We start from the raw sequence: 24,548 nt of genomic DNA, 5'->3' as shown, positions 1-24,548 counted from the left end.
TCGCATGCGCGGGCATGCCGTTCGGGCAGCCCCGAATCGGGAGCGCACCGCGTGCATCGTTCGTCACGACGCACGCGGCTGATCCACGAGGCGCCGTCACTCGCCGCGCGGCACCGGCGGCGGCGCATAGCCGTTGTCATTGCCCGGGAACGGATTCGCGTTGCGGCGCAGCGCTTCCTCCTCACTCTCCTTCTGTGCGAACACCGCGACGCCGATCACGCCGACGTTCGCGGCATCGCCGTACTTGGAATTCGCGACATAACTGTCGGGCACTGCCGCGAAGCGAAACGCGGCGACTTCGTCGCGGCTCTTGCGGAAGCCCTCGATCGTCAGCGTGCGACCCGGATACAGCACGTAACCGCCGTTCGTATAGCTGCCCGGCCGGCCCGACAGCACGTCCAGCCCGTCGACGCTCGACACGACCTCGAAGGTGCGGCGCCCCTGGTTGCGCAACACGATCATGTAGCGCGAACCTTCGACGCCCGCCATGTGCCAGCGGCCATCGCTGCGCGCCAGACGCAACGGCGCACCCTTTTCGTCCGTAAACGACAGCGCGATGTCGCCGTTGGCAAGCGCGACACGCGTCGGCAACCGGCGAACCTGGGACGCGGCCGGGTGTCCGGGCAACGCATCGTTGTAGTAGACCGATGCGAGATCCGTCGGCTTCGCCGGATCCGCGCGTTCGAAATCGACCTGGCGGGTTTCGGATCGTACCGACTCGCCCCACGCAGTGCCGAGCCCGCGGCGTTCGCTGGCATCCGGTGCAGCGGCGGACGCACTGGTGCTGGCGGGCGGCGGGGGCGGCGCTGCGCAGGCGGCCAGCCAGAGCGCGCAGGCGAGCGCGAGAAGACGGAACAGGATGGTCATGACGTGAAGCCTCGGAATGTTATCGGGCCGCGCCGGACTGGCCGGAACGGCGTTTTGGTGTCGTCTGTCGTCACGATGTCGATCGGACATGCTGGCCCGTATCGGCCGGCGCCGCGATTGCGGCGGCCCGGCAACCGGGAGCCCCGCTATTTAAGCATGGCGGACCGGCAATGGGCAGGGGGCGCGCACGCCGCCCGTCGCGGGCCCGTGCCGGTGACGTCGCACGGCGCACCAGCGACGAGCCCAACCGGCAGCACGAACAGGTACGCGATGTCAGCTCAACCTGAGATCGAATTCCGTCGTCAACGTCGCGATCAATCCGTCGATATCGTTCCGGCTGTCATCGTGCAGGATCGCGTGCATGCCCAACTGTCTCGGGGCAATCAGGTTTTCGGGTGTGTTGTCGATAAAAATGGCTTCTTCCGGCTTCACATCGAGACAGCCTAATGCGTACTCGAATACTGCAGCCCCTTCCTTGCCTGATCCTCTTTCCGCGGACACGACAATCGGATCGAACAGATCGTCGAGCCGCTGAGCCTTCCGCAGACAATCGATTCGGTCCTTCTTGTTATCCGTGATGATTCCCAGCGCATAAAACGGTTCCAGGCGTCGAGCGAGGTCAAACATTCCGGCGTTCGCCGGCGTGCTCAAAAATGCCGCTTCAAGCCAGCCGAAATCGAGCTCATGCCGAACCGACTCACAGACGGCTCGCCATATCGCGTTGTGCGTCGTCTTTCCAAGCAACAGGTCCGCGTTATGGCGAGCAAAGGCATTCCGAAGAATGTCGTACTCGACGCCGAACTGTCCGCTCAGGTATCGGATTGTCGTGACCGACCCGGTTCTATCCGTCGTCAGCACCCCATCGTAGTCGAAGAAGATCGCCTTTATCACGCTATCCCTTTGAATCGCATTTGGAGTATCAGAAACCGACGCGAACCACCGCGCCCGGCGAGTCTGCCCTCGTCAGCGCGCCGAAGCGGATTATCAAGAGCCGGCCATCCACGCTGCAAGGGGCTTGTCGCGCAAGTACCCGTCTCAGCGCAACCGTTGAAGAGAGTCCGTACAATAGCGCGGCGGGAAAATCCCCATCCCCGACTATCCTCGACCCTCACGCTTGCTAGCGGCACATTAACTCTCTTCGACAGATCTTTTCGGGTTTCATCCGATACCCGCATTCTGCCGGATCAACAACAGACGAATCGTGGACATACTGCAGAGCATGAAGGCATTCGTACGCGTCGCCGAAGAGGGCAGCTTCACCGGCGCGGCGTCACGCATGAACACGACGACTTCATATGTATCGCGCGCAATCAGCGCGCTGGAAACGCACTTGCGCGCGCGTCTCTTCAATCGTTCGACGCGTCGTATCGCACTGACGGAAGCCGGCGAGCGCTATATGCGGCGTTGCGAGCAAATATTTGCATCGATTGACGAAGCCGAGGCAGAGGCGGCAGATGCGCAAGCGCGCCCGTCGGGTCGCCTGCGCGTTCACAGCCCGACGAGCTTCGGGCAGTCGTACGTCGTGCCGGCCGTCGTCGCGTTCCGCAAGCAGCATCCGGCGGTGTCGGTCGACCTGACGCTGTCCCAGAAGGTGCCGGACATGCTCGAAGAAGGCTACGACGTGTCGCTGCAACTGACCGCAACGACACTGCCCGATTCGGGTCTTATCTCACAGCGGCTCGGCGTACTGCACAGCGTGCTTTGCGCGTCGCCGTCGTATCTTGCGCGACACGGCCTGCCGCGCAGTGTCGCCGACCTCGACGGACACCAGTGCGTGCCGATCGTGTCGTCGTTGTTTCCGCACGATCTCTGGCATTTCGACGGGCCGCACGGGGACGAGCCGTTTCGTCTGCCGCCGGCGTCGTTCCTGGTCAACGGCGCCGACGCGCTCGCGACGGCATTGCGCGAAGAAGCGGGTATTGGCGCGGTTCCGATGCCGACCGCATTGCCGGCGATGCGCAGCGGCGCCCTTGTGCGTGTGCTGCCCGAACATACGTTACAGCCGCTGACCGCACACGTCCTGTACCCGTCTCGACAATACCTCGATGCGAAAATCAAGACCTTCATCGAAGCGCTGCATGCGCTGATTCCGCGAGCGCTGGAAGCGGACAGCGCCGCACTCGCGGCACTGAGCGGAAACGGATGAGCGCGTCCGCGTTCTTGTCGATGCCATGTTCCGTACTTCGAAATATGGCTCGCATCCGGGACGCGCGTGAATACTGACGACTCGCGCATCGCTTCGCAAGGTGAAACGATATGTTGCCGCCCGTCCATCTCGACGCGATCCGGCTATCGGTGCATGCTCCACCTTATCGCACGACACGCTTTGGCGACGACCGCCCTATTCCCCGGCGCAACTGAAACACATGGAACGCCGCACGGCGTCGTTTCGAGCAAGAAACCGCGTGACATCACGTACACGGCCGCCATGCTCCGTCTTTGCCACAGTTCACTGCGTGCCGCCGCGTTCCTGTATTGACGGCAGCCAACTTCATTGAAGTTGGCTGCCGCACCAATGCACCCCTGTCGCAGCACACTTTCAATGCAAAGATGCGAAACCATTCCCGAAAACTCATCGTCTGCTGTTCGCTTGTGTTGGGCTCGATGGCCTGCCCGGCAATCTGTAGCGCGAGCGACAGCGGCAACTATGTGCATATCGAGGATCAAACCGATCCGGGCGTATTGATTCAAACCGCGACCGAGAAAGTGCAGGACGAATTGCGCAAACGCGCGATCGATCCCGCGGATACGTCACGCATCATGGATATCGTCAACCGCGACATCCTTCCGTACACGGATATTCGCCGCACCACGCGTCTGGCGACGGGACGCCACTGGCGCGAGGCCACGCCCGCGCAACAGGACGAACTCACCGCACAATTCCAGCGTCTGCTGATTCACACGTATTCAGGCGCACTGGGCTTGCTCACGCCCGATCAGAAATTTCAGTATCCCGGCACACACGGTGACGCCAATCGCGCCGATACAGTCGTCCGCACGGTCGCGATCTATAACGGGCAACCGGTCGAGATCGACTATCGCCTTTATCGCACGGCGAACGGCTGGCGCGTCTACGACCTCAATCTGCTCGGCGTGTGGCTTGTGCAGATTTATCGCCAGCAATTCAGCGACGAAATCGGCAAGCACGGCATCGACGGCCTGATCGCATTGCTCACCGCGCGCAATGCAGACATGGCCAATCACGGCGGCTCTGTGCGTTGAGCGTCGGGGCGGGTGTTGGATGGGTGCGAGTGATGCCATGTCCCCTCGGCAGGATCAGGCATGTTCGATCTCGGACTTTGCGTTGCCGAATCTGCGTAGCCGGATGAACTGATATCGAGAACGGGATGAACGGCGCGCCGCGCGCGCCAATAAAAAAAAACCCGGCCCGCATCGAAGCGGGCCGGGCTGTGTCGGGAAGCGTGACGCTTACAGCGCGCCGCCCTGCGCCGACGCCGAACCCTTCACGCCGACCGATGCGCCACCCTGCACCGAGTTCGTTGCGCCTTCGAGCGCCTCACCGGCCTTCGCCTTCGCGCCGCCTGCGACGTCACCTGCCGTCGACACCGCGCCTTGCGCGTGGCTCTTCGCCGTGCCTGCGACGTGCTTCACGTGCGATTTCGTCGAGTGGACGGCCGATGCGGCGGCATCCTTCGCGGTGCCCGCTGCCGAACCGACCGCATGCGTCGCGCCGCCCACTGCATTGCCGGCTGCCGAGCCCACGCCGCCGACCGTCTTGCCGACGCCGTTCAGTGCGCCGCCCACGGCGTTGCCCGCACCCGAACCCGAGCCTGCCGCATTCGCGCCGGCGCCAGCCTGCACGCCCACGCCGCCACCGAGCAGCGGCGTCTGAACCTGCGCGCCGACACCTGCGGAACCCTGGGCACCGGTCTGGGCCGTCTGTGCGAACGCAGCCGAAGTCGCCATCGCCGTCAGTGCAGCACCCACCAGAATCGTACGAATCTTGTTCATGGTCATTCTCCCCAAAGACGTTGTTGCTGCGGGCCGCCTTCATGCGGCTTGTCGCATGCCTTGCCACGACGTGCGGCAGGTGGAGCTAATGTAGCGGCGCGGACGAGCAAAACGATTGTTTTGCGGGGACTGTTACTTCCGTTGCAAATGCTGACGATTGACTCACACTGTTTGACAATCGGCGGCTTGCGGCGGGATTGATTGGTGGACTGGATGAACCTGGGAGGCGCACCACGCGGAGCATTCCGCGACGGCAATGCGATCGATCGCAACGGATCGAGAAACCAGGCAAGCGAAACGGCTAGCAGGGAAACCGGCCGCTTCTATAAGCATGCCAAAGAACGTGCGTCGGCCAGCCGTCGATGCTGCCCGACAACCTGCTCCTCGCGATGAGTTCGATATCGTCGGATACGCAAGCCGCCACAGCGGCGTTCCCCGACGCGCCGAACGCGAGCTTGAACGCCTTTTCCCTCAGCACGCTTACGGCCGGCCGGTCGACCGCTGCGCCTGGATCGTCGTCGACTTCGTCGAACGACGTCATCCATTGCGTATCGAACGGCTCGGCATCGCGACTGTCCAGCGCGCGGTCGCAATCCAGGTCGCCGAGGAAGTCGAAAAAGCCCGGCACCGACAGGATGGCGTCCATTTCAAGCAGATGCGCGTTCGTCATGCCGACTCCTTCACGATGTGCGGCCCCGATGGCCCGCCGGTGAATGCGGGCAGATCGGGGCCGTGCGCGTACCGCCCGATTACGGCCGGAACGTATCGCCGAGCACGACGCCTTCACGCCGCGGATCGGTGCCGCCCTGCAACGCGGGCGACTGGCCGACCGTCACGCGCATCACCGTATTGACGCCGCTCGCCTGTGCGGACGTCGACACCTTGTGCCCGAGCGCGAGCAGCCCCGTGATCAGCGGATCGTTCGCCCCGTTGTTCGCCGTGTTGACGTTCGGGTGCTCGCCGCCGATCGTGGTCGTCGGGCTGTTGCTCGCGCCGAAGTCGACGAGCCCCGCGGACTGCTGCGCGTCGAGCCCCCAGTCAAGCGCGCCGACGAGCGTCTTGACCACATATTGCGGAATCGTGCCGCCGCCCGGCGAACCGGTCGCCATCACGAAATCGCCACGCGAGCCGTCCGCGGCCTGCCCGAACACGATCGTCGGCGCCATCGAACTGCGCGGCCGCTTGCCCGGCTGCAGGCGGTTGGCCACCGGATTGCCCGCGCTGTCGACCGGGTTCGCGGAAAAGTCGGTCAACTGGTTGTTCAGCAGGAAGCCGTTGGTCATGTGGAACGAGCCCATGCTCGACTCGACCGTCGTCGTTGCGCTCAGCACGTTGCCGTCGCCGTCGACGATCGTGAACTGGTTCGTGCCGTGCTCGATCAGCGTCGTGTCGACACCGAGCGGCACCGCGCCGAGATTGCCGGGCTGTGCGGTACCCATGCTCTTGGTCGGGTCGATCAGCGCCGCACGCGATTTCAGGTACGGCTTGTTCAGCAGCGTATCCCACGTGCCGCCCGGCAGCGGCACGAAATCCGTATCGGCCACGTACTTGTCGCGGTCGGCATACGCGAGCCGCTCGGCCTCGGTGACGAGGTGCACGCCCGCGACGGTCGGCTTGCCGCCTTCGAGATCGATCGCCGTCGGCTTCAGCGACTTCAGGTCGTAATTCTCGAGAATGCCGAGCGCCGACGCGACCGCAATGCCGCCCGACGACGGCGGCGGCATCCCGCATACCCAGTAGCTGCGATAGGTCGTGCACACGGGCGTGCGACGCTTCGCCTGGTACGCGGCCAGATCCGCAACGGTCGTCTTTCCCGGCGTGAGCGTCGAACCGTCCGCGCCCTTCGTCGTGGCAATCTTCGCGACGATGTCCTGCGCGATCTGCCCCGTGTACAGCGCATTCGCACCCGACTGCGCCATCAGCGTCAGCGTGTGCGCATACGCGGGATTCTTCAGCACGGTGCCGAGCGTCTTCGGCGAACCGTCCGCATTCAGGAAATACGCGGCGGCCTCGGGGTCGCGCTTCAGGTTCGCAGCGTTCGCCGCGATCGCATCGGCGAGCCGGCCACCGATCGGGAAGCCGTTGGTCGCGAGCGTGATCGCATCGCCGAACAGGTTCTGCCACGGCAGCCGGCCGTGATCCTGCTGCAGCGCCTCGATGAGCCTCGGCACGCCGATCGTGCCGATCGAGCGGCCGCTCGCCCGTGCGTTCGGCAGCGGCGCGGACTGGTCGGTCGCGTCGTCGACGTAGCGCAGGTAGTTCTCCGTCGCGGCGGCTGGCGCGGTTTCCCGGCCGTCGTACGCCTGCAGCGTCTTGCCGCGCGCATCGTAGTAGAGCAGCACGCCGCCCGAGCCAAGGCCCGTCGCTTCGGGTACGGTCAGGCCAAGCACGGCCTGCACGGCAACCGCCGCGTCGGCGGCCGTACCGCCTTTCTTCAGCACCGCGCAACCGGCCGCGCTTGCGTACGCGTTGGACGTGGCCACCAGATAGGTCTTCGCGTAGACCGGTTTCATCCCGGTGCGATAACCCGACGACGCTTCCGGCAACGACGGGTCGCCCGGCTGGTTCGAGCCGACCACGACCGTCGCACCGCTGTTGTCGACCGCGAGGCAGCTCGCATCGGTGGAAGGTGTCGGCGTGCGGGCTGCTTCGTTCTCGACGTCGCCGCCGCATGCCGTCAACAGGGCGGCCGCGAGCAACGCGGACGCATACGGAAAAATCGCTGTTCTGTTCATTGTCTGCCGATGTTCTTGTAGGTCGTTGCGATGGACATCACGCTGCCTGCGACCCCCTCGGTGCGCCGGCAACGCGTTCGATAGTCCCATGAACAAAATTTTTTCCGCAATAAGGGAATGACGTAATGCGACCGGACGTTGCGTACGCAACGTCGCCGATCTCGCATGGGGGTTCGCGTGCTGCACTGCATCGCAGTGCGATGCGCTTGCGCGGCCGATATCGTTGCGTCGCGGCTCTCTTACTTTGCTGCCCGACGGCGCTTGCCGGCTGCCCGGCCGTCGGGCGCGAAGCCGCTTTCCATGGCTTCGATCGTCTCGGAGAAGAACGCAAGGAACATCGTCATCGCGACGGTCGCGCTCATGTCCGCCCGCTGGTAGATGCAGCTGAACGAGCGCGCCCCCGCATCGGCAAGCGGCGTCCATGCGAGCCGGCCGGCGGCCACGTCTTCCGCGACGTTCTCGGCAATCAGGAAGCCGACGCCCGCGCCTTCGGCCACAAGACGCCGCACCATCGGCACCGAACCCGTCTCGACCAGCGGCCGCACGTTGCGCGGCTGTCGCGCATCGATCTGGTCGAACATCGCGCGCAGTTCCGTGTCGGGTGTCATCAGGATCAGCGGATGCGCGAAGCAGTCTCGCATCCGTACCTTGCCGCCGGACGCCGCGAGCGGATGGCCCGGTGCCGTGACGACGCCCAGCGGCTGAGCGAACGCGCGCACTTCGACGACGCCCGCCGACGTGCGCCGGCGCAGCGCATAGCCGATGTCGGCCTCGCCCGTCTCGACCCAGCGCACGATGCTCTCGCCGTTTCCCGAGCGCACGCTGTACGTGACACCCGGGTAGCGCTGCATCGCGGCAAGGATCGCGTCGGGCACGAGCTTTTCCGCGGTGGATGCGGGCACCGCCAGGTTCACGTGCCCGCGTCGCAGCGCGCGCAGGTCCTCGACCTGCGTGAGCGCATTGTCGAAATCGCGCTGGCCGCGCCGCACTGCCGCGATCACGATCTCGCCGGCCAGCGTCAACTGCATGCCGCGCGGCAGCCGGTCGAACAGCGGTACGCCGACCTGCTCCTCGAGATTGCGGATCTGCTGGTGCACCGCCGCAGCGGTCAGGTGCAGCGCGTCGGCCGCCTTGCGAATCGAGCCACGTCTCGCGACTTCGTCGAAACAGCGGAATGTCTGCGATATCGAACGCATAAGAGGTCCGTTAGATTTTTCCGAACAGGGCGTCAAGAATAATCCGATTTTACTGACCGTCCGGATCGTCTAGATTCCGCTGCATCCCCGTGTCCGATTCGAATGGAGACCGCAGTGACAACCGTCGACCAGATTACCCAGCGCCGCCGTGGCGTCGGCCTCATCGCCCACGATCCCGCCCTGTCAGCGGGCGGCTATACGCTCATCGCGCCGCAGACGGCCGACGGCAACGTCTATCTCGTCGGCATCGACGGCGAGGTCGCCCATCAGTGGAAAATGCCCGTGCGCCCCGGACGCCATGCGGTCATCCTCGCGAACGGCAACCTCGGCTACAACGGCAATCATCCGCAATCCGAATCACGCTATGCGCCGTGGTCGATGTGGCATGGCGGCGACTTCTACGAAGTCACGCCGCAAGGCGAAACCGTGTGGCGCTACGAGGATCCCGCGCACCACCACGATGCGCAGTGGCTGCCGAACGGCAACCTGCTCTATGCCGCGTGCGAGCCGGTCGACGCCGCGTTCGCGCGGCGCGTGCCGGGCGGCACGCCGCACGGCGACGACGAGGTGATGTATTCGGACGTGATCCGGGAAGTCAACCGGGCCGGGCAGATCGTCTGGGAATGGCATGCGCGCGACCATCTGCGGCCCGAGGATTTCCCGATCGCAGCCGGCTTCGGGCGCTATCACTGGCCGCTCGTCAACGGCCTCGCGGTCGATGCGAACGGCCGCGTGCTGATGAGCCTGCGCACGACGTCGGGCATCATCGGCGTGGACCGCGCAACCGGCCGCGTCGACCTGCGGATCGGGCCCGACGTCGTGTCGCACCAGCATGCGCCGGTGCCGCTCGCGAACGGCAACATCCTCGCATTCGACAACGGCAATTTCCGCCACGGCACGCACGTCGTGTTTTCGCGCGTCGTCGAGATCGATCCGGCGACGCAGCGCGTCGTGTGGTCGTACGCGGACGACGTCGTGAACCTGTTCTACACGCCGTTCATGGGCAACGCGCAGCGCTTGCCGAACGGCAACACGCACGTCACGGAATCATCGACGGGCAGGCTGTTCGAAGTGACGCCCGCTGGCGAGGTCGTCTGGGAATACGTGATTCCGTGGTTCGCCGAATACCCGGACGAAGCCGCGCGCAAGACTGGGCCGGGCCAGCTCAACAGTGTGTTCCAGACATTCCGCTACAGCGCCGCGCAACTGCCCTGGCTGCGGGACTGACCTTCCGTTCTTCGCCGGTTTCCGGCGCTCGTCGCCGTTCGCTTCGAAGGGGCCCGCCGTGTCGCACGATCCGACCTCAACGCCCGTCGACGCACGGCTGCCCGCATGGCAGCTCGTGCTGTTCGGGCTGCAGCACGTGTTGTCGATGGCCGCGTCCCCGATCACGGCCGTGTTCCTGATCGCAAAAGTGCTCGCGCTGCCCGCGGAGCTGACGGTCCAGCTGATCGGCGCGACGTTCTTCGCGTGCGGGATCGGCACGCTGCTCCAATCGCTCGGCGCCGGGCCGATCGGCGCACGCATGCCGTTCGTGATGGTGCCCGGCGGCGCACCGACGATGCTGTTCGCCGGCATCGCCGCGCAATCGGGCCTGCCGACGGCGGCCGGCGCGGCGTTGCTCGCCAGCGCGTTCTACTGGGTGCTGCTGCCCGTCTTCACACGCTGCCTGCGGCTCTTTCCGCGCATCGTCGTCGGTGCGATGCTGTTGCTCGTGTCGGTCAACCTGATCCGGATCTACGCGACGATCGTCGTCGGCCAACCCGGTTCGGCCGATTTCGCTCAGCCACGCGCGCTCGGTCTCGCGCTGGCGACGATCGTCGCCACCGTCGTCGTGGCCGGTACGTTCCGCGGCACGCTCGGGCGGCTCGCGGTGCTGATCGGCCTGATGGCCGGTGCCACGCTCGGCTGGGCGCTCGATGCGATGCCGGCGCTCGCCGACGTGTGGCGCGGCCCGCTGTTCACGCATCCGGTATGGCTGCCGTTCGGGATGCCGCGCTTCGACGTGCTGGCCGCGCTGCCGCTGCTGATCTTCACCGCGATCTCGATGGCCGAGGCCACCGCGCAGACGGTCGCCGTCGGCGAAACGTGCGGCAAGCCGATCTCGCTGTCGCGTGACGTGCCGAAGACGATACGCGGCGATGCACTGGCGTCGTTCGCCGGTGCGCTGTTCGGCACGCCGCTGATCGTGACCAGCGCCGAGAATATCGGTGTCGTGCAAACGACCGGCGTGCGCTCACGCTACGTGACGGCTGCCGCCGGTGCAATCCTGATCGTCATCGCGCTGTTCGCACCGCTCGCGCGGCTCGCGTATGCGATTCCGGCCGCCGTGGTCGGCGGCACCGCGCTGGTCGTATTCGCGATGATCGGCGTGATGGGCATCCGGCTGCTCGCCAGCGTCGACCTGCACGCTCGCGCCAACCAGTACACGCTCGCGGCCGCGCTCGTCGTCGGCCTTGCGCCGATCCTGGTGCCGAACCTGTATCGCCATTTCGGTACGCCGGTGCAGATCGTGCTCGGCAACGGCATGGCGGCCGGCACGCTCGCGGCCATTGCGACGCAACTGGCGTTCGCTGCATTGGCGCGGACAAGGGGACAGGCAGGCACGGTAGCGGCAACTGCGCCTTCGCGCGACGCATAACGGCGACGGCCGGCAGCGCGATACGCGCGCAGGCCCCGCTTGACGACGCTCGAGGTTCGACCGACAATCGCCGCTCCCTCCTGGCGCGGGCACTCGATCCAGCCGGCGCGTGCGTCTCCTCGACGCCGCCCCGGCTTCAGGTTTTCCAGTCCCGATCTCCGCGCCGCCGTGCCACGCACGCAAACCGCCGGCTCCGCCGGACACGCTCATGCAGGAATCGCCCCGAACGCCGGCTGATCGCCGCGCGGTCGCGCTTTCGCCTGCCCATTCATTTCGGAGTCCATTGTGATAGTTCGTCTTTCCAAGGCAGCCATGGTGCTTGCCATGGCTTTTTTCGCATCGCTCGTCGCGTTCGGCAACATCACCGACTACGCGACGAATTTCGCGTTCGTGCATCACGTGTTCCTGATGGACACCACGTTCCCCGGCAACGGGATCATGTATCGCGCGATCGGTACGACGTGGGTTCATCACGTCGGCTATATCGGCATCATCTCGATGGAAGCGCTGACGGCCGTGCTGTGCTGGATCGGCGGAGCCCGTCTGCTGCGCGCGCGACGCACCGGCGATGCTGCATTCCGTGCGGCCAAGGCGTATGCGATCGCCGGCCTGACGCTCGGCTTCCTCACGTGGCAGGTCGCCTTCATGTCGGTCGGCGGCGAGTGGTTTGGCATGTGGATGTCGAAGCAATGGAACGGCGTGCCGGACGCGTTCCGCTTCTTCATCACGCTGCTGCTCGTGCTCGTCTACCTGACGATGAACAACGACGGCATCGACGACACGCGTACCGCGCACTGACGCGTCGCTTGCATCGGGCCCGGCGGCCGGAAGGACATCGGGACGATTGCCGGCGTCACCGCGTCCGGCTATAAATCGTGCATGGACACGAATCGCTGGATTCACGACCCCGTTGGCGCCTTCCGCGCGTGGCAGGAAACCGCCGCGACTGGCGCCGATCGCCGGCCGTTCGCGCCGCGATCGGTCGTGCAGCACGTCGCGATGTTCGAACGGTTCCTGCGTTACCTGATTGCACAGCGCGTGTCGCTCGCCACGTTCGGGCCCGACCACGTCGCCGCCTTCCTGGCGGAACTCGAGCGTACCTGCGCGCCCGGCACGTCAACCCGCGTGCGCTACGCGAAGCTGATCGACCGGCTGAGCCGGCATCTGGTCGAAGCCGGTGTGCGCACGCTCCATCCGGCCGGCCGGACGACGCGGGATCTCGCATGGCCGGACGGTGAGCCCGAACCGTGCTACCTGCCGCCCGATGCCGACACGGCGCTGCAGCGCCATGTGCAGCCACGAGCGGGCGACACGCCGGCCGACTGCAGGAATCGCGCGATCGTCGCGCTGCTGCTTGCGAGCGGCATCACGTCGGCCGAGATACGCGCGACAACCTGCGGCGCGCCCGATCTCGACGCGCGGCCGCCTGCGCTATCCGTGCCGCGCGATCGGGCACGGCCGGCACGCCGGATCGCGCTCGCCGAATTTGCGCTGGCGCCGCTCGCCGCATGGCGCGTGCGCTCGCCAGACGCACCGGCATCCGCGTTGCTGTTTCCCGCGCCGCGCGGCGGTGGCGCGATGAACGACATGTTCCTGCTGCTTGTGGTGCGCGACGCGTTGACCGCGATCGGCTTCCACGCGGCGGACCTGAGCCCGCGCGTGCTGCGCAATACGTATGCACGCCGCCAGTTGCTTGCAGGTCACGCGCATGCCGACGTCAGTGCGATGCTGGGTCTCGTCAGCACGCGAACGGTCACGCGCATCCGGCAGACGCTGCCGCCCGACGCGGCTGCTGATCGCGCCGCACACGAGCGCTGATCCCACCCGCGCCCGGCGCGGATCGCGTGTCGATCGGCGCCCTATTCGCCCTGCTTCGACTGGATCAGCCGCAGAATTCGAGTGTCGTACGGCGATTGCATGACTTCCGCGACACGGGCCTCGGAAGCGGCCGGATGCAGCGGATTCAGCAGGAAGTTGTGCGCGTGCGGCACGACGACGCTCGGCACGCGCAGCAGCGCACTCGGCTGTGTGTGCAGCCACTCGGTGCCGGCGCTGCGGGTCCAGTCGATGTTGGTTCGCCAGTCGTCAGGCGCGTCGCCCTCCGCGATTTCGGCGATATCGACCGAATCGGCCACCTCGACGCGAAGCAACTGGTATCCGCTCGGCAGCTGCGCGACCGTGGCGATTTCGAAATGAACGAGCGTCTCGAGCAGCGCGAGCGCCGGATGCTCGGCGAGATACACGACGGGCTGCCCGGCAAAATGCCAGCGCCCGCCGGCGCGCAACCCGCCGATGCCTTTCAGGTCGGCGAAATTGCTGATCCGCCACAGCGTCGTCAAGCGAAGTACCCCTCGTCGATCTGCGTGAGGACTTCCTCGACGAGCCGCGCGCCATGCTCGGTGCTCGCCATGTCGAGCGACGTGCGGCCGCCGAAGCGCTGGAGCCCGTTGCGCAGCCACGCCATCGCCTTGTCCTGGTCGCCGAACGTGGCCGTCGCCTGCGCGACGATGCGCGCGAGACGGATCGCCTTGTCGGATTCCTCCTGCGACAGGCGTTCGTGCGCCTGGCGACGATGGCTCAGCGTGCGGCGCGGAATGATGAAGGCCAGCTCGTCGGATTTCAGCCCGCGCTCGGACAGACGGTCGATCACCGAGACGTCGACGCGTGCGCTCGCCAGCTCGGCAAGATCGGCCCCTGATCGGACACGGATCGCCAACAGCTGCTCGAGAATCGTGAATTCGGCCTGACGCGGATGCGCGACACCCGAAGGATGGAAAGCGATGGTGCTCATGACCTCTCCCGGCAATTTGCCCAATCATTATAGGCGTTTTGCCGGAAATAAGCGGAAACGGGTTGGAGGGCGCAGGTGGCACCCGGCGAAGCCTTCGTGAGAGCAGCGGCGGGCGGGCGTCGCCGGTCTGAAAGCAGGTGAGTACGGCCGCGAATCGAAGATTCGCTTCGGCTGAAGGTTGTATTTATTCAGTATATAAAGTCCATGCAAACATCACATGGTTGTCACGTAACAACTTTTTTATCGATTAGCGTTCCGACGATAAGATGGGCGTGAACAGTCCCCGTAGCCACGCGCAGATTCGCGAGATGGCGAAATCGCTCGATCGAGGCTGACAGAACCGGGAAAGAAGTCCTTGTCCGCGGTTCGTCCGACTTCGTTTGCCATCCTTCCCCGCTGGTGCACGACGGCTTCAGCGACCGGACGCCGACCTGACGAACGCCGCCAGGTCGTAGTTGAACCGGTCGGGCTCCTCGATAAACGGCGCGTGGCCCGAATCGGCATATACCTTGGTGGCGATCCGTGAATTCAGCGTGATCGCACGTGCAAGCGTCTTGCGCGTATCGACCAGTGCGTCGTGACCGCCGTAGACAAAACGCAGCGGTACGCGCGCTGCGCCGAGCCCCTCGGCAGCGGAAACCGTCATCGTCGGGATTGCCCGCTGCATATCCCACGATGCCATCGCGGCATTGGCAAGAAGCCGGCTGAAGGTCTCCGCACCCGGTCGATGGTTGAAGCAAAATTCCAAGAATCTGCGCTCGCCGTCCAAATGCGTTTTCAGATCCGGCGAATTCATATCGCGATAAACCTCGGGATGATCGACGATTTGACCAGGTGCGAGTTCGACCACACCATCGACAAAGACGGCACCTGCGACGTCGCGGTCCCCGTAGGCTGCGAGGTAGTTGGATATCACCACGCCACCCAGCGACCAACCGACCACAACGGGTTTGCGCGCATGCGCGCCCTTGACGACGGCATCAAGGTCATCGGCCCAACGACGTCCATCGCGATACGGCGCAGCTCCGGACGGCTTGTCCGAGAGACCATGGCCGCGCAGATCATAGGTAATGATGCGGTAGTGGCGCAATTCGGCGCTCTGCACTTGCCCGTCCCAGTCCAAACGACTGCCGAGCAGACCGTGAATCAGGATCACCGGTCGGCCATCGGGGTTGCCGTCTTCCTGAACCGCAAGTCTTACGCCGTCTTTCGACGTAACCATGTAGCTTTTGGGCGCAGCCACGGCACTTGGCACCGACGTAATCAGTATTGCCGCCGTTACTACTGCGTTCAGCAAATCAATCAGCGATCGGATCCGCATGAAAAAGTCCTCGGAAGTGAGCAGTTCTCCGAGTCTCAACCCTTACACTGATGTGAGAGTCAAGCGGCATGTGCCAGGCTGACTTTCATGGACACGATACTCATGCAGAAATGGCTGACGATCGGGGCGCTCTCGCAACATACCGGCGCAAGCGTGCGGTCGATCCGGCACTACGACGAACATGGCTTGCTCGCGTCGGTACGTGCAAGTAACGGCTACCGCATGTTTCCCGACAAGGCAGTCACACAGGTCAGGCAGATTCAGCGCATGATTGCGACCGGTTTCACCATCGACGACATTCGCGGCTTTCCCGACTGCATGCTTCTGATCGAAGGCGCGCGCTCGTGCGATCAGGTCACCGAGGTCCAGCAGCAACGCCTCGCAGCCATCGAGCGTCAGTTGGCGGATCTCGAGCGACGTCGCGCCCGGCTTATCCAGACCTTGTCGGAAGGCAGGATTCCGCCAGTCGACTGATGCCGGCCGATGTCCGGACAGACGAACCGCCATGCAACAGGAGCGATGCTGAATGGACACGCTCGCCGCAGGCGCGAGTCGGTTCTCGAGCGTCCTGCTTTCACTACATGATTGGACTCCTGATCAATATTGCAACCCCGGCTCTTGTTTCCCCCTACTCAGTGCCGGGGATCGTGTGCCATAAGCAAGCCGATCAGCCGGCCCACGCGGACGACCGGATCACGCTGCAGAAATTGCCCGCGTGGAAATGCGGATCCTTGTCTGCGAGCACGTCGGCCTTTACGTTGCCGAATGTCGTGTCAGGCTTGTGCTTGATCCCGTCGTAGAACGCCTGAATGATGTCCTCCTTGAAGTGCGGCGTACGCGGATGCGCACGAACGACGGCCTCGCGCTCGACGTCGCTGTATTCCGGATACGTCAGGCCCAGCACGTCCATCTCGACGCCTGCGGTAACGAGCGCGATCACCGGATGCATGTGCTGCGGGATACCCGGCGTGGTATGCAACGCGATCGAGGTCCACACGACGTCGATATCCTGCTGCGAGATGCCCTTGCCCTTCAGGAAATCGCGGGCGGCGTTGGCGCCGTCCACCTCGAAACGCTCGCACGCGCTGCTGTGTTTGTGCGTGAGCCCCATGTCGTGGAACATGCAGCCGCAGTAGAGCAGCTCGGGATCGTATTTCAGCCCGCGCCGCTGGCCCGCGAGCGCCGCGAAATAGAACACCCGGCTGGAATGATGGAACAGCAACGGAGACGCGGTATCGCGAACGAGCTCGGTGATCTCGCGCGTCAGTTGGCTATCGGGAATGGTGATGCCTGCAACGTTCTCAGTCATGATCGACCTCCATTGGAAACACCCTTGATTTTCCGGAGTCCGATAGCTGTCTTCAATAGACGCAATACGTCAAATCCTGCCATTTTGTGCGACGGACGGACACGGTATCCGCGCGGCAAGAAGAACGCCGGAAACAGGCTCATCAGCCCGCGTCATGCGCCGCTGGCGCCTCTATACTGCTACCCGTCACGTTCGACACGCCATGCAATCGATCATGCCGAAGGTCGTAGGAATTTTCGCCGTTCCGGGCGTTCAACTGCTCGATGTCTCCGCACCGCTCGACGTCTTCGCGCAAGCGAACGCCGAATGCGGGAAGCCGTTCTATACGTTGCGGATCATTGCAAGCGAGTCCGGTCCGATCCGCAGTTCGTCCGGTGCGCAGTTGCTGCCCGACTGGATCGTTCCCGACATTCCTGAGCGCATCGACACGCTGCTGGTCGCCGGTGCGCCGAGCGCCGGCCGGATCGCACTGCGCACCGACGTCCTCGCGTGGCTGCGAGCGGCAGCCGTGCAGAGCAAGCGCTACGGCTCGATCTGCACCGGCGCATTCATCCTAGCGGCCACCGGCCTGCTGAAAGGGCGTCACCTGACCACGCACTGGGCCGCCGCCGACGCGCTTGCCGAAGCCTATCCGTCGCTCGCTGTCGACGCGGACGCACTGTACGTGCGCGACGGCAAGCTGCGTACCGGCGCCGGCGTCACGGCCGGGCTCGACCTCGCGCTCGCGCTGGTCGAGGAAGATCTCGGACGCGAGATCGCGCGGCGCGTCGCCGCGCAACTGGTCATGTTCTTCAAGCGCCCGGGCGGGCAACTCCAGTTCAGCCGCAAGGGCGAGGCGCGCCCCGCCGGGCGTTCGGTACTGCAGGAGGTCCAGCGCTGGATCGCGGCAAATCCGGAGCTCGAGCATTCGGTGGCGGAAATGGCGAAGCATGCGGGCATGAGTCCGCGTCACTTCGCACGGCTGTTCCGTGCGGAAGTCGGCATGACGCCGGCCGCATGGGTCGAGGCGACCCGCATTTCGGCCGCCCGCCACTTGCTCGAGAACGGCCACGACACGCCGAAACAGGTCGCCGCGAAATGCGGCTTCGCGAATGTCGATACGCTCAGGCGGTCGTTCACCCGGCATGTCGGAATCACACCTGCCGAATACCGGAAACGGCAGGCGGTCGTGGTCGAGTGACGCGGCAGTGCGCACGGACGGCGCGGCCGATATCGAAGGCCTCGTTCAAATATTTCGGAATGCGATTCAACTGATCGTTGTGTGGCCCCGGCCGATCGACGACATTGCCCCACTCGAAGGTCCATCCGCAGTCCCTGCCAGGCACCGGACGCCCTCGCAATCATCAGACGAAACACCCGCCTGCTCGGATCGTTTACCCAGTTGCAATAATTAATCGCTGGAACGCGTATTTCCGACCGGTAGCGCGATCGCTACGATGCAATCAACCGCTGAACGCAACAAGCGAAGCGCGAAATCAATGAAACCGGAGGTCATCATGAAGTCGTTCATCTACGCAGTCGTCGCCGCAACCGCCCTGTCCGCCTCGTACGGCGCATTTGCACAATCGAACCCGTCGGGCCAGCTGACGCGTGCCCAGGTGCGCGCGGAACTCGTCCAGCTCGAACAGGCCGGCTACAAGCCCGAAGTCTCCGATCAGTATTACCCGCGCGCACTGCAGACCGCCCAGGCTCGCGTGACGAACGCCGATGAAACCGGCTACGGCGCGCAAGCCGCCGCTGGCGTACGCGCCGGCCGCGCGATCGCAGTCAAGCAGGATGGCCGCGACTCCGTGTATTTCGGCCAGTAAGCCGGACACGCGCCCGCGTATTCCGATACGCGCGCTGCAGACGAAACACCCCGCTCCCGTTCATCGGGGCGGGGTGTTTGCTTTCCGGTCGTCCGCTCCCGGAACGGATTGCGTGCTCCCGATCGATGCGATCTTGCGGATCGCATACCGCGCGGCTCCGTTCACGACGGTAGCTGGTGTTTGCGCATAGAATGGCCGCGTGGTCGGTGCCGGCCGAAACGAACGCGAGCGGAACCACGACGCCCGGCTTGCCCGATCGTCGCCGTGCCCGCGGGCCGGCCCCGATGCCGCACTCATCGCATTTTTCGAAAAGGAGCGGTTTCATGTCTCAAACATCCGGTTCCATGATCACGTTTCGACGCCCGGACGGCCAGGAACTGCAGGGCTATCTCGCCACGCCGGCAAAGACCGAAGGCGCGCCCGCGGTCGTCGTCATCCAGGAATGGTGGGGGCTGAACGACCAGATCCGCGGCGTCGCGGATCGCCTCGCGCGCTGCGGCTACTTCGCGCTCGTGCCCGACCTGTATCGCGGCAAATCGACGGTCGAGGAAGAGGAGGCGCATCACCTGATGACCGGGCTCGATTTCGGCGACGCAGCTTCGCAGGACATTCCGGGCGCCGTGACGCATCTGAAGACGCTGGCCTCGCGGGTCGCGGTGACGGGTTACTGCATGGGCGGCGCACTCACGCTGCTGTCGCTGCAGTTCGCCGATGCGGACGCTGGCGTCACGTGGTACGGCTTCCCGCCGCTCGACTACCTCGATCCGGCCAAGCTCAAGGTGCCGCTGATGGGCCACTGGGCCACGCAGGACGCATTCTTCGCGATCGACCAGGTCGATGCGCTCGAAAAGAAGCTGACCGATGCGAAGGTCAATGTCGAATTCCATCGCTATCTCGCGCATCACGCATTCGCGAACGAAACGGCCGTCGGCCCCGGCCGCATCGCTGGCACGCAGTTCGATCCGGTGTGGTCGCAAACGGCGTGGGATCGTACGCTGACGTTCTTCGGCCGCACGCTTTGGGAAAAGCAGGGGTAACGTAACGCCGCGTCCAATGCGCGCGGCTACTTTGGCTGCGTAAAAAGAAACGCCACGGATTTTCATCCGTGGCGTTTTCGTTTTCGCGTCGGGCAGCCTCTGCGAACAGGGGGCGTGGCTTGCCCCTGCCCTTGGTCTTGCTTACCCGTTCGTCGCTACTGCCGACGCGGGCGCCGGAGCAGCCGCCCTGTCGTAGTCGACCGGTGCATCCGGCGCGCGCGGCGTCTCGCCGGCCCGCTCGACCCACCCACCGCCCAGCGCGCGGTACAGGGTGACCAGGTTCGTCCAGCGTGCCAGACGTGCGCTGATCAGCGACTGCTGCGCGTTGTACAGATCCGTCTGCGCAGTCAACACCGACAGGTAGCTGTCGACGCCGTTCTTGTAGCGCAGGTCCGACAGGTCGAAACGTCGCTGCTGCGCATGCTCGTTGCGCTCCAGCGCCGCGATCTGCTGATCGTACGTGCCGCGTGCGGCGAGGCCATCCGACACTTCGCGGAATGCCGACTGGATCGCCTTCTCGTAGCTCGCGATCTCGATGCGCTTCTGCACGTGTGCAAGATCGAGGTTCGCGAGGTTCGAGCCGCCTTCGAAGATCGGCAGCGCGATGTTCGGCGCGAACGACCACGCCGCGGTGCCGGCCTTGAACAGGCCGCCAAGCGTCGGGCTGGCCGTGCCGAACGCGGCCGTCAGCGAGATCTTCGGGAAGAACGCCGCGCGCGCCGCACCGATGTTCGCATTCGCGGCCAGAAGCGTCTGCTCGGCCTGCATCACGTCGGGACGACGCGTCAGCAGGTCCGACGGAAGGCCTGCCGGCACGTCCGTCAGCAGGTTCTGCGCGTCGAGCGGCATGCCTGCCGGCAGGTCGTCCGGCAGCGGCTCGCCGATCAGCAGCACCAGATAGTTCAGCGCCTGCGCACGGTCGCGCGCCTGCGACTGCTGGCTCGCGAGCGCCGTCTCGACCACCGTCTGCGCCTGACGCAGGTCGAGCTCGGAGCCCGTGCCGTTGTCGAACTTCAGCTTCGTCAGGTTGTACGAGGCCTGCGCGGACTTCAGCGTATCCTCCGTGACCTTCAGTAGATCGTCGCTCGACAGCAGCGTCAGGTATTGGTCAGCCACCTGCGATACCAGCGAGATCTCCTGCGCTTGCCGCGCATAAGACGTCGACAGGTACTGCGCGAGTGCCTGGTCCTTCAGGCTCTGCACACGGCCGAACAGGTCGAGCTCCCACGACGCCGACAGCCCGACGTTGTAGGTCGTCGTGATATTCCGGCCCGACACCGAGGTCAGCGCATTCGGCAATCGCTGACGGCTGCCGGTACCGATGCCGTCGAGCGTCGGGAACAACCCCGCGCGCGTGATCTGGTACTGCGCGCGCGCCGCCTCGATGTTCAGCACCGACACGCGCAGGTCGCGGTTGTTTTTCAGCGCGATCTCGATCAGCCGCTGCAGGCGCGGATCGACGAAGAACTCGCGCCAGCCGATGGCGGTCGCCGCCTGGCCGTTCGCGCTGCGCGCGCCGGTCGCACCCGGCTGCGTCGCGTAGACGCCACCGGCCGGGTACGTCTGCGCGACGGGCGCATCGGGCCGCTTGTAATGCGGCGCCATCGTGCAGCCCGTGGCGAACAACGCGGCAGCCAGGGCGGCCGCGGTTGCAGTCAAAGCGTGTTTTTGCATCGTTACTGCCCCTTCGAATCGTGTGCGTCGTCGTGACCGCGCTGCAGGTCGCCCTGCACGAGACGCCATGCGTCGTCGACGTTTTCCGTCTCGCCGCTGAAGATCGCACGAACCCGCACGAAGAACATCGGGATCATGAAAATCGCGAGGAACGTCGCCGTGATCATCCCGCCGATCACACCCGTGCCGATTGCATGCTGGCTGGCCGAACCCGCGCCGTTGCTGATCGCAAGCGGCAGCACGCCGAGCATGAACGCGAGCGACGTCATCAGGATCGGACGCAGCCGCAGACGCGCCGCCTCGATCGCCGCGCGCACCGGCCCCATGTTCTCTCTCGTCTGCAATTCGCGTGCGAACTCGACGATCAGGATCGCGTTCTTCGCGGACAGGCCCACGGTGGTCAGCAGGCCGACCTGGAAGAACACGTCGTTCTCGAGCCCACGCAGCATCGTCGCGAGCAGCGCGCCGACCACACCGAGCGGCACCACCATGATCACCGAGAACGGAATCGACCAGCTTTCATACAGCGCCGCGAGACACAGGAACACGACGAGGATCGAGATCGCGTACAGGATCGGCGCCTGCGAGCCGGACTGTATTTCCTGGAACGACAGACCCGTCCACGAGTAGCCGATACCTTCCGGCAGCTTGCTCGCGAGCGCTTCCATTGCAGCCATCGCCTGGCCGGTCGACTTGCCTTCCGCGGCCTGCCCCTGGATCTCGATCGACGACACGCCGTTGTAGCGCTCGAGCTTCGGCGAACCGTAGCTCCAGTGGCCGGTCGAGAACGCACTGAACGGCACCATGCCGCCCGCGCTATTGCGCACGTACCAGATGTTCATGTCTTCCGGCGTCATCCGGAACGGCGCGTCCGACTGCACGTACACCTTCTTGATCCGGCCATCCATATCGAGGAAGTTGTTCACATACTGCGACGCCCACGCGATCGAGAACGTCTGGTCGATCGCAGCAGCCGTCACACCGAGCGCGTTCGCCTTCTCGCGATCGATGTCGACCTTGTACTGCGGCGTATCGTTCAGGCCGTTCGGGCGCACGAGTGCCAGCGCGGGATCCTTCGCGGCCATCCCGAGCAACTGCCCGCGCGCGGCCATCAGCGCTTCGTGGCCGAGACCGGCGTTGTCCGTCAGCTCGAAGTCGAAGCCGGCAGCCGTCCCGAGTTCGGGAATCGACGGCGGGTTGAACGGGATCACCATCGCATCCTTGTACTGCGAGTAGTGCGCGAAGGTCCGACCGATCAGCGCCTGCACCTTCTGGTCCGAACGCTGGCGATGCTCGTACGGTTTCAGCTTCACGAACACGAGACCGGCGTTCTGGCCGCGGCCCGCAAAGCTGAAGCCATTGACCGTGAACACCGAGTCGACCACGTCCTTCTCGGTGGTGGTCAGGTACGTGTTGATGTTGTCGAGCGTCTTGCCGGTCGTTTCCTGCGTGGAGCCGGACGGCGTCTGCACGATCATGAACATGTAGCCCTGGTCTTCATCCGGCAGGAACGACTTCGGCAGGCGCACGAACATCACGCCGACCGCGATGAACACGGCCAGGTAGATCACCAGCCAGCGTCCCGAGCGACGGATCACGTGATTCACGCCCCCCGTATAGCGATCGCGGCTGCGGTCGAACGTGCGGTTGAACCAGCCGAAGAAGCCCTTCTTCTCCTCGTGATGCCCTTGCGGGATCGGCTTGAGGATCGTCGCGCACAGTGCCGGCGTCAGAATCAACGCGACGAGCACCGACAGCACCATTGCCGACACGATCGTCAGCGAGAACTGACGATAGATCGCGCCGACCGAGCCACCCGAGAACGCCACCGGCACGAACACCGCCGACAACACGAGCGCCACGCCGACGAGTGCGCCGGTGATCTGGCCCATCGCCTTGCGGGTCGCCTCCTTCGGTGACAGTCCCTCCTCGGCCATCACGCGCTCGACGTTCTCCACGACCACGATCGCATCGTCGACCAGCAGGCCGATGGCAAGCACGAGGCCGAACATCGACAGCGTGTTGATCGAGAAGCCGGCGACGCCCATGATCGCGAACGTACCGAGCAGCACGACCGGCACCGCGATCGTCGGGATGATCGTTGCCCGCAGGTTCTGCAGGAACAGGTACATCACGAGGAACACAAGCACGATCCCTTCGAGCAGCGTCTTGACCACTTCCTCGATCGACAGGCGCACGAACGGCGTCGTGTCGTACGGATAGTGGACGACGAGACCGTGCGGGAAATACTTCGACAGTTCGTCGATCTTCGCCCGCAGCGCGGTCGCGGTCGCCAGCGCGTTCGCGCCGGTCGCGAGCTGGATGCCGAGGCCAGCCGTCGGCTGCCCCATGTACTTCGTGTCGAACGTGTAGTTCTCGGAGCCGAGCGCCGCGCGGCCGACGTCCTTCAGGCGAACCTGCGAACCGTCCTGGTTGACCTTCAGCAGGATGTTGCCGAACTGCTCGGGCGTGCGCAGCAGCGTCGATTCGGTGATCGTCGCCTGCAGCATCGTGCCCGGCTTCGCCGGCGTGCCGCCGATCTGGCCGCCCGCGATCTGCACATTCTGCTGCGTGATCGCGGCCGACACGTCGGTCGGCGTGAGGCTGTAGTTGGTCAGCTTGACCGGGTCGAGCCAGATGCGCATCGAAAACTGCGAACCGAGCAGCAGCGTCTGGCCGACGCCGTTCACGCGGCTGAGCGGATCAAGCACGTGCGACGCCACATAGTTCGTCAGGTCCTCCTTCGACATGCTGCCGTCGTCGGAATTGAACGCGAACCACATCAGCCAGTTGCTGCTCGACTTCGTGACCTGCATGCCGAGCTGCTGCACGACCTGCGGCAGGTTCGGCGTCGCAAGCGACAGCTTGTTCTGCACCTGCACCTGCGCGACGTCCGGATTCGTACCCGGCGAGAAGGTCAGCGTGATCGTCGCGTTACCCGAGTCATCGCTGGTCGACGACATGTACAGGAAGTTGTCGAGACCGCTCATCTGCTGCTCGATCACCTGCGTCACCGTGTCTTCCACCGTCTTCGCGGAAGCGCCCGGATAGTTCGCCTGGATCTGGATCGTCGGCGGTGCGATCGTCGGATACTGCGCGATCGGCATCTTGAAGATCGATGCGACGCCGGCCAGCATCAGCACGATCGCGATCACCCACGCAAAGATCGGGCGATCGATAAAGAACTTGGCCATGAA

General features: G+C 64.8%; 22 protein-coding genes. 10 read left to right on the top strand and 12 right to left on the bottom strand.

Going from position 1 to position 24,548, the window contains the following annotated elements; all coding sequences use genetic code 11:
* Positions 1–96 precede the first annotated feature (96 nt).
* Both BCEP18194_RS00530 and BCEP18194_RS00525 read right to left on the bottom strand, forming a co-directional pair.
* Positions 97–867 (bottom strand): hypothetical protein, encoded by a 771-nt coding sequence (locus BCEP18194_RS00530; RefSeq protein ID WP_011349323.1) that lies wholly within the window; start codon positions 865–867, stop codon positions 97–99.
* A gap of 273 nt (positions 868–1,140) precedes the next feature.
* Positions 1,141–1,758, bottom strand: a complete 618-nt coding sequence (locus BCEP18194_RS00525; RefSeq protein ID WP_011349322.1) for an HAD-IA family hydrolase — start codon at positions 1,756–1,758, stop codon at positions 1,141–1,143.
* A gap of 310 nt (positions 1,759–2,068) precedes the next feature.
* Here BCEP18194_RS00525 and BCEP18194_RS00520 point away from each other — a divergent pair, with 310 nt between their 5' ends.
* Together BCEP18194_RS00520 and BCEP18194_RS00515 are read left to right on the top strand one after the other, a co-directional pair.
* A complete protein-coding gene (locus BCEP18194_RS00520) occupies positions 2,069–3,013 on the top strand; it encodes a LysR family transcriptional regulator (RefSeq protein WP_041492390.1) in 945 nt (314 codons plus the stop codon).
* A 458-nt stretch (positions 3,014–3,471) separates the two neighbouring features.
* Complete coding sequence (locus tag BCEP18194_RS00515; RefSeq protein WP_050781523.1) at positions 3,472–4,089, top strand: MlaC/ttg2D family ABC transporter substrate-binding protein; 618 nt, start codon at positions 3,472–3,474, stop codon at positions 4,087–4,089.
* A gap of 207 nt (positions 4,090–4,296) precedes the next feature.
* On the opposite strand, the gene BCEP18194_RS00510 is transcribed toward BCEP18194_RS00515, so the two are convergent.
* The 4 genes from BCEP18194_RS00510 to BCEP18194_RS00495 all read right to left on the bottom strand — a co-directional run bounded on the left by BCEP18194_RS00510 (position 4,297) and on the right by BCEP18194_RS00495 (position 8,770).
* Positions 4,297–4,839, bottom strand: a complete 543-nt coding sequence (locus BCEP18194_RS00510) for a hypothetical protein (RefSeq protein WP_011349319.1) — start codon at positions 4,837–4,839, stop codon at positions 4,297–4,299.
* A gap of 301 nt (positions 4,840–5,140) precedes the next feature.
* Positions 5,141–5,509 (bottom strand): hypothetical protein, encoded by a 369-nt coding sequence (locus BCEP18194_RS00505; RefSeq protein WP_011349318.1) that lies wholly within the window; start codon positions 5,507–5,509, stop codon positions 5,141–5,143.
* 79 nt (positions 5,510–5,588) lie between these two features.
* Positions 5,589–7,574, bottom strand: coding sequence for a gamma-glutamyltransferase family protein (locus BCEP18194_RS00500; RefSeq protein ID WP_041492389.1), 1,986 nt, complete (start codon positions 7,572–7,574; stop codon positions 5,589–5,591).
* A 239-nt stretch (positions 7,575–7,813) separates the two neighbouring features.
* A complete protein-coding gene (locus BCEP18194_RS00495; protein WP_011349316.1) occupies positions 7,814–8,770 on the bottom strand; it encodes a LysR family transcriptional regulator in 957 nt (318 codons plus the stop codon).
* A gap of 102 nt (positions 8,771–8,872) precedes the next feature.
* On the opposite strand from BCEP18194_RS00495, the gene BCEP18194_RS00490 reads away from it, so the two are divergent.
* The 4 genes from BCEP18194_RS00490 to BCEP18194_RS00475 all read left to right on the top strand — a co-directional run bounded on the left by BCEP18194_RS00490 (position 8,873) and on the right by BCEP18194_RS00475 (position 13,229).
* Complete coding sequence (locus BCEP18194_RS00490; RefSeq protein WP_011349315.1) at positions 8,873–9,997, top strand: aryl-sulfate sulfotransferase; 1,125 nt, start codon at positions 8,873–8,875, stop codon at positions 9,995–9,997.
* A 58-nt stretch (positions 9,998–10,055) separates the two neighbouring features.
* Complete coding sequence (locus tag BCEP18194_RS00485) at positions 10,056–11,411, top strand: uracil-xanthine permease family protein (protein WP_011349314.1); 1,356 nt, start codon at positions 10,056–10,058, stop codon at positions 11,409–11,411.
* A gap of 285 nt (positions 11,412–11,696) precedes the next feature.
* The gene (locus BCEP18194_RS00480; protein ID WP_041492388.1) at positions 11,697–12,209 is read left to right on the top strand and encodes a DUF2165 family protein; all 513 of its coding nucleotides are present in this window, start codon (positions 11,697–11,699) and stop codon (positions 12,207–12,209) included.
* A gap of 81 nt (positions 12,210–12,290) precedes the next feature.
* Entirely contained in the window at positions 12,291–13,229 is a 939-nt protein-coding gene (locus BCEP18194_RS00475; RefSeq protein ID WP_011349312.1) for a tyrosine-type recombinase/integrase, read from the top strand.
* A 41-nt stretch (positions 13,230–13,270) separates the two neighbouring features.
* Here the strand turns inward: BCEP18194_RS00475 and BCEP18194_RS00470 are convergent, their stop codons facing one another.
* The 3 genes from BCEP18194_RS00470 to BCEP18194_RS00460 form a co-directional block, all read right to left on the bottom strand.
* A complete protein-coding gene (locus BCEP18194_RS00470) occupies positions 13,271–13,750 on the bottom strand; it encodes an RES family NAD+ phosphorylase (protein ID WP_011349311.1) in 480 nt (159 codons plus the stop codon).
* A complete protein-coding gene (parS, locus tag BCEP18194_RS00465; protein WP_041492387.1) occupies positions 13,747–14,202 on the bottom strand; it encodes a type II RES/Xre toxin-antitoxin system antitoxin in 456 nt (151 codons plus the stop codon). The genes BCEP18194_RS00470 and parS overlap by 4 nt, the downstream gene beginning before the upstream one ends.
* A 412-nt stretch (positions 14,203–14,614) precedes the next feature.
* The gene (locus BCEP18194_RS00460) at positions 14,615–15,523 is read right to left on the bottom strand and encodes an alpha/beta fold hydrolase (RefSeq protein ID WP_011349309.1); all 909 of its coding nucleotides are present in this window, start codon (positions 15,521–15,523) and stop codon (positions 14,615–14,617) included.
* 87 nt (positions 15,524–15,610) lie between these two features.
* On the opposite strand from BCEP18194_RS00460, the gene BCEP18194_RS00455 reads away from it, so the two are divergent.
* A complete protein-coding gene (locus BCEP18194_RS00455; protein ID WP_011349308.1) occupies positions 15,611–15,997 on the top strand; it encodes a MerR family transcriptional regulator in 387 nt (128 codons plus the stop codon).
* Between the two features lie 193 nt (positions 15,998–16,190).
* Here BCEP18194_RS00455 and BCEP18194_RS00450 read toward each other — a convergent pair whose 3' ends face one another.
* Complete coding sequence (locus BCEP18194_RS00450) at positions 16,191–16,832, bottom strand: HD domain-containing protein (RefSeq protein ID WP_011349307.1); 642 nt, start codon at positions 16,830–16,832, stop codon at positions 16,191–16,193.
* A gap of 214 nt (positions 16,833–17,046) precedes the next feature.
* Here BCEP18194_RS00450 and BCEP18194_RS00445 point away from each other — a divergent pair, with 214 nt between their 5' ends.
* The 3 genes from BCEP18194_RS00445 to BCEP18194_RS00435 all read left to right on the top strand — a co-directional run bounded on the left by BCEP18194_RS00445 (position 17,047) and on the right by BCEP18194_RS00435 (position 19,677).
* The gene (locus BCEP18194_RS00445) at positions 17,047–18,012 is read left to right on the top strand and encodes a GlxA family transcriptional regulator (protein WP_041492540.1); all 966 of its coding nucleotides are present in this window, start codon (positions 17,047–17,049) and stop codon (positions 18,010–18,012) included.
* 316 nt (positions 18,013–18,328) lie between these two features.
* A complete protein-coding gene (locus BCEP18194_RS00440) occupies positions 18,329–18,640 on the top strand; it encodes a DUF4148 domain-containing protein (RefSeq protein WP_011349305.1) in 312 nt (103 codons plus the stop codon).
* Between the two features lie 323 nt (positions 18,641–18,963).
* Complete coding sequence (locus tag BCEP18194_RS00435; RefSeq protein ID WP_011349304.1) at positions 18,964–19,677, top strand: dienelactone hydrolase family protein; 714 nt, start codon at positions 18,964–18,966, stop codon at positions 19,675–19,677.
* A 141-nt stretch (positions 19,678–19,818) separates the two neighbouring features.
* Here BCEP18194_RS00435 and BCEP18194_RS00430 read toward each other — a convergent pair whose 3' ends face one another.
* Both BCEP18194_RS00430 and BCEP18194_RS00425 read right to left on the bottom strand, forming a co-directional pair.
* Complete coding sequence (locus BCEP18194_RS00430) at positions 19,819–21,351, bottom strand: efflux transporter outer membrane subunit (protein ID WP_011349303.1); 1,533 nt, start codon at positions 21,349–21,351, stop codon at positions 19,819–19,821.
* 2 nt (positions 21,352–21,353) lie between these two features.
* Complete coding sequence (locus BCEP18194_RS00425) at positions 21,354–24,545, bottom strand: efflux RND transporter permease subunit (RefSeq protein ID WP_011349302.1); 3,192 nt, start codon at positions 24,543–24,545, stop codon at positions 21,354–21,356.
* Between the last annotated feature and the right edge of the window lie 3 nt (positions 24,546–24,548).

The organism is Burkholderia lata, from assembly GCF_000012945.1.
In the GTDB taxonomy this organism is placed as follows: domain Bacteria; phylum Pseudomonadota; class Gammaproteobacteria; order Burkholderiales; family Burkholderiaceae; genus Burkholderia; species Burkholderia lata.
Note: the sequence above shows the minus strand (reverse complement) of the source record. Positions and strands in the feature narration are given on the sequence as shown.

Bases quoted from the DNA above. Each gene is read 5' to 3' on its own strand.
- BCEP18194_RS00435 (WP_011349304.1), top strand. From the start codon at position 18,964: ATGTCTCAAACATCCGGTTCCATGATCACGTTTCGACGCCCGGACGGC.
- BCEP18194_RS00450 (WP_011349307.1), bottom strand. From the start codon at position 16,832: ATGACTGAGAACGTTGCAGGCATCACCATTCCCGATAGCCAACTGACG.
- BCEP18194_RS00530 (WP_011349323.1), bottom strand. From the start codon at position 867: ATGACCATCCTGTTCCGTCTTCTCGCGCTCGCCTGCGCGCTCTGGCTG.
- BCEP18194_RS00460 (WP_011349309.1), bottom strand. From the start codon at position 15,523: ATGCGGATCCGATCGCTGATTGATTTGCTGAACGCAGTAGTAACGGCG.
- BCEP18194_RS00490 (WP_011349315.1), top strand. From the start codon at position 8,873: ATGGAGACCGCAGTGACAACCGTCGACCAGATTACCCAGCGCCGCCGT.
- parS (WP_041492387.1), bottom strand. From the start codon at position 14,202: ATGAGCACCATCGCTTTCCATCCTTCGGGTGTCGCGCATCCGCGTCAG.
- BCEP18194_RS00510 (WP_011349319.1), bottom strand. From the start codon at position 4,839: ATGAACAAGATTCGTACGATTCTGGTGGGTGCTGCACTGACGGCGATG.
- BCEP18194_RS00425 (WP_011349302.1), bottom strand. From the start codon at position 24,545: ATGGCCAAGTTCTTTATCGATCGCCCGATCTTTGCGTGGGTGATCGCG.
- BCEP18194_RS00500 (WP_041492389.1), bottom strand. From the start codon at position 7,574: ATGAACAGAACAGCGATTTTTCCGTATGCGTCCGCGTTGCTCGCGGCC.
- BCEP18194_RS00430 (WP_011349303.1), bottom strand. From the start codon at position 21,351: ATGCAAAAACACGCTTTGACTGCAACCGCGGCCGCCCTGGCTGCCGCG.
- BCEP18194_RS00445 (WP_041492540.1), top strand. From the start codon at position 17,047: ATGCCGAAGGTCGTAGGAATTTTCGCCGTTCCGGGCGTTCAACTGCTC.
- BCEP18194_RS00495 (WP_011349316.1), bottom strand. From the start codon at position 8,770: ATGCGTTCGATATCGCAGACATTCCGCTGTTTCGACGAAGTCGCGAGA.
- BCEP18194_RS00455 (WP_011349308.1), top strand. From the start codon at position 15,611: ATGGACACGATACTCATGCAGAAATGGCTGACGATCGGGGCGCTCTCG.
- BCEP18194_RS00515 (WP_050781523.1), top strand. From the start codon at position 3,472: ATGGCCTGCCCGGCAATCTGTAGCGCGAGCGACAGCGGCAACTATGTG.
- BCEP18194_RS00475 (WP_011349312.1), top strand. From the start codon at position 12,291: ATGGACACGAATCGCTGGATTCACGACCCCGTTGGCGCCTTCCGCGCG.
- BCEP18194_RS00505 (WP_011349318.1), bottom strand. From the start codon at position 5,509: ATGACGAACGCGCATCTGCTTGAAATGGACGCCATCCTGTCGGTGCCG.
- BCEP18194_RS00440 (WP_011349305.1), top strand. From the start codon at position 18,329: ATGAAGTCGTTCATCTACGCAGTCGTCGCCGCAACCGCCCTGTCCGCC.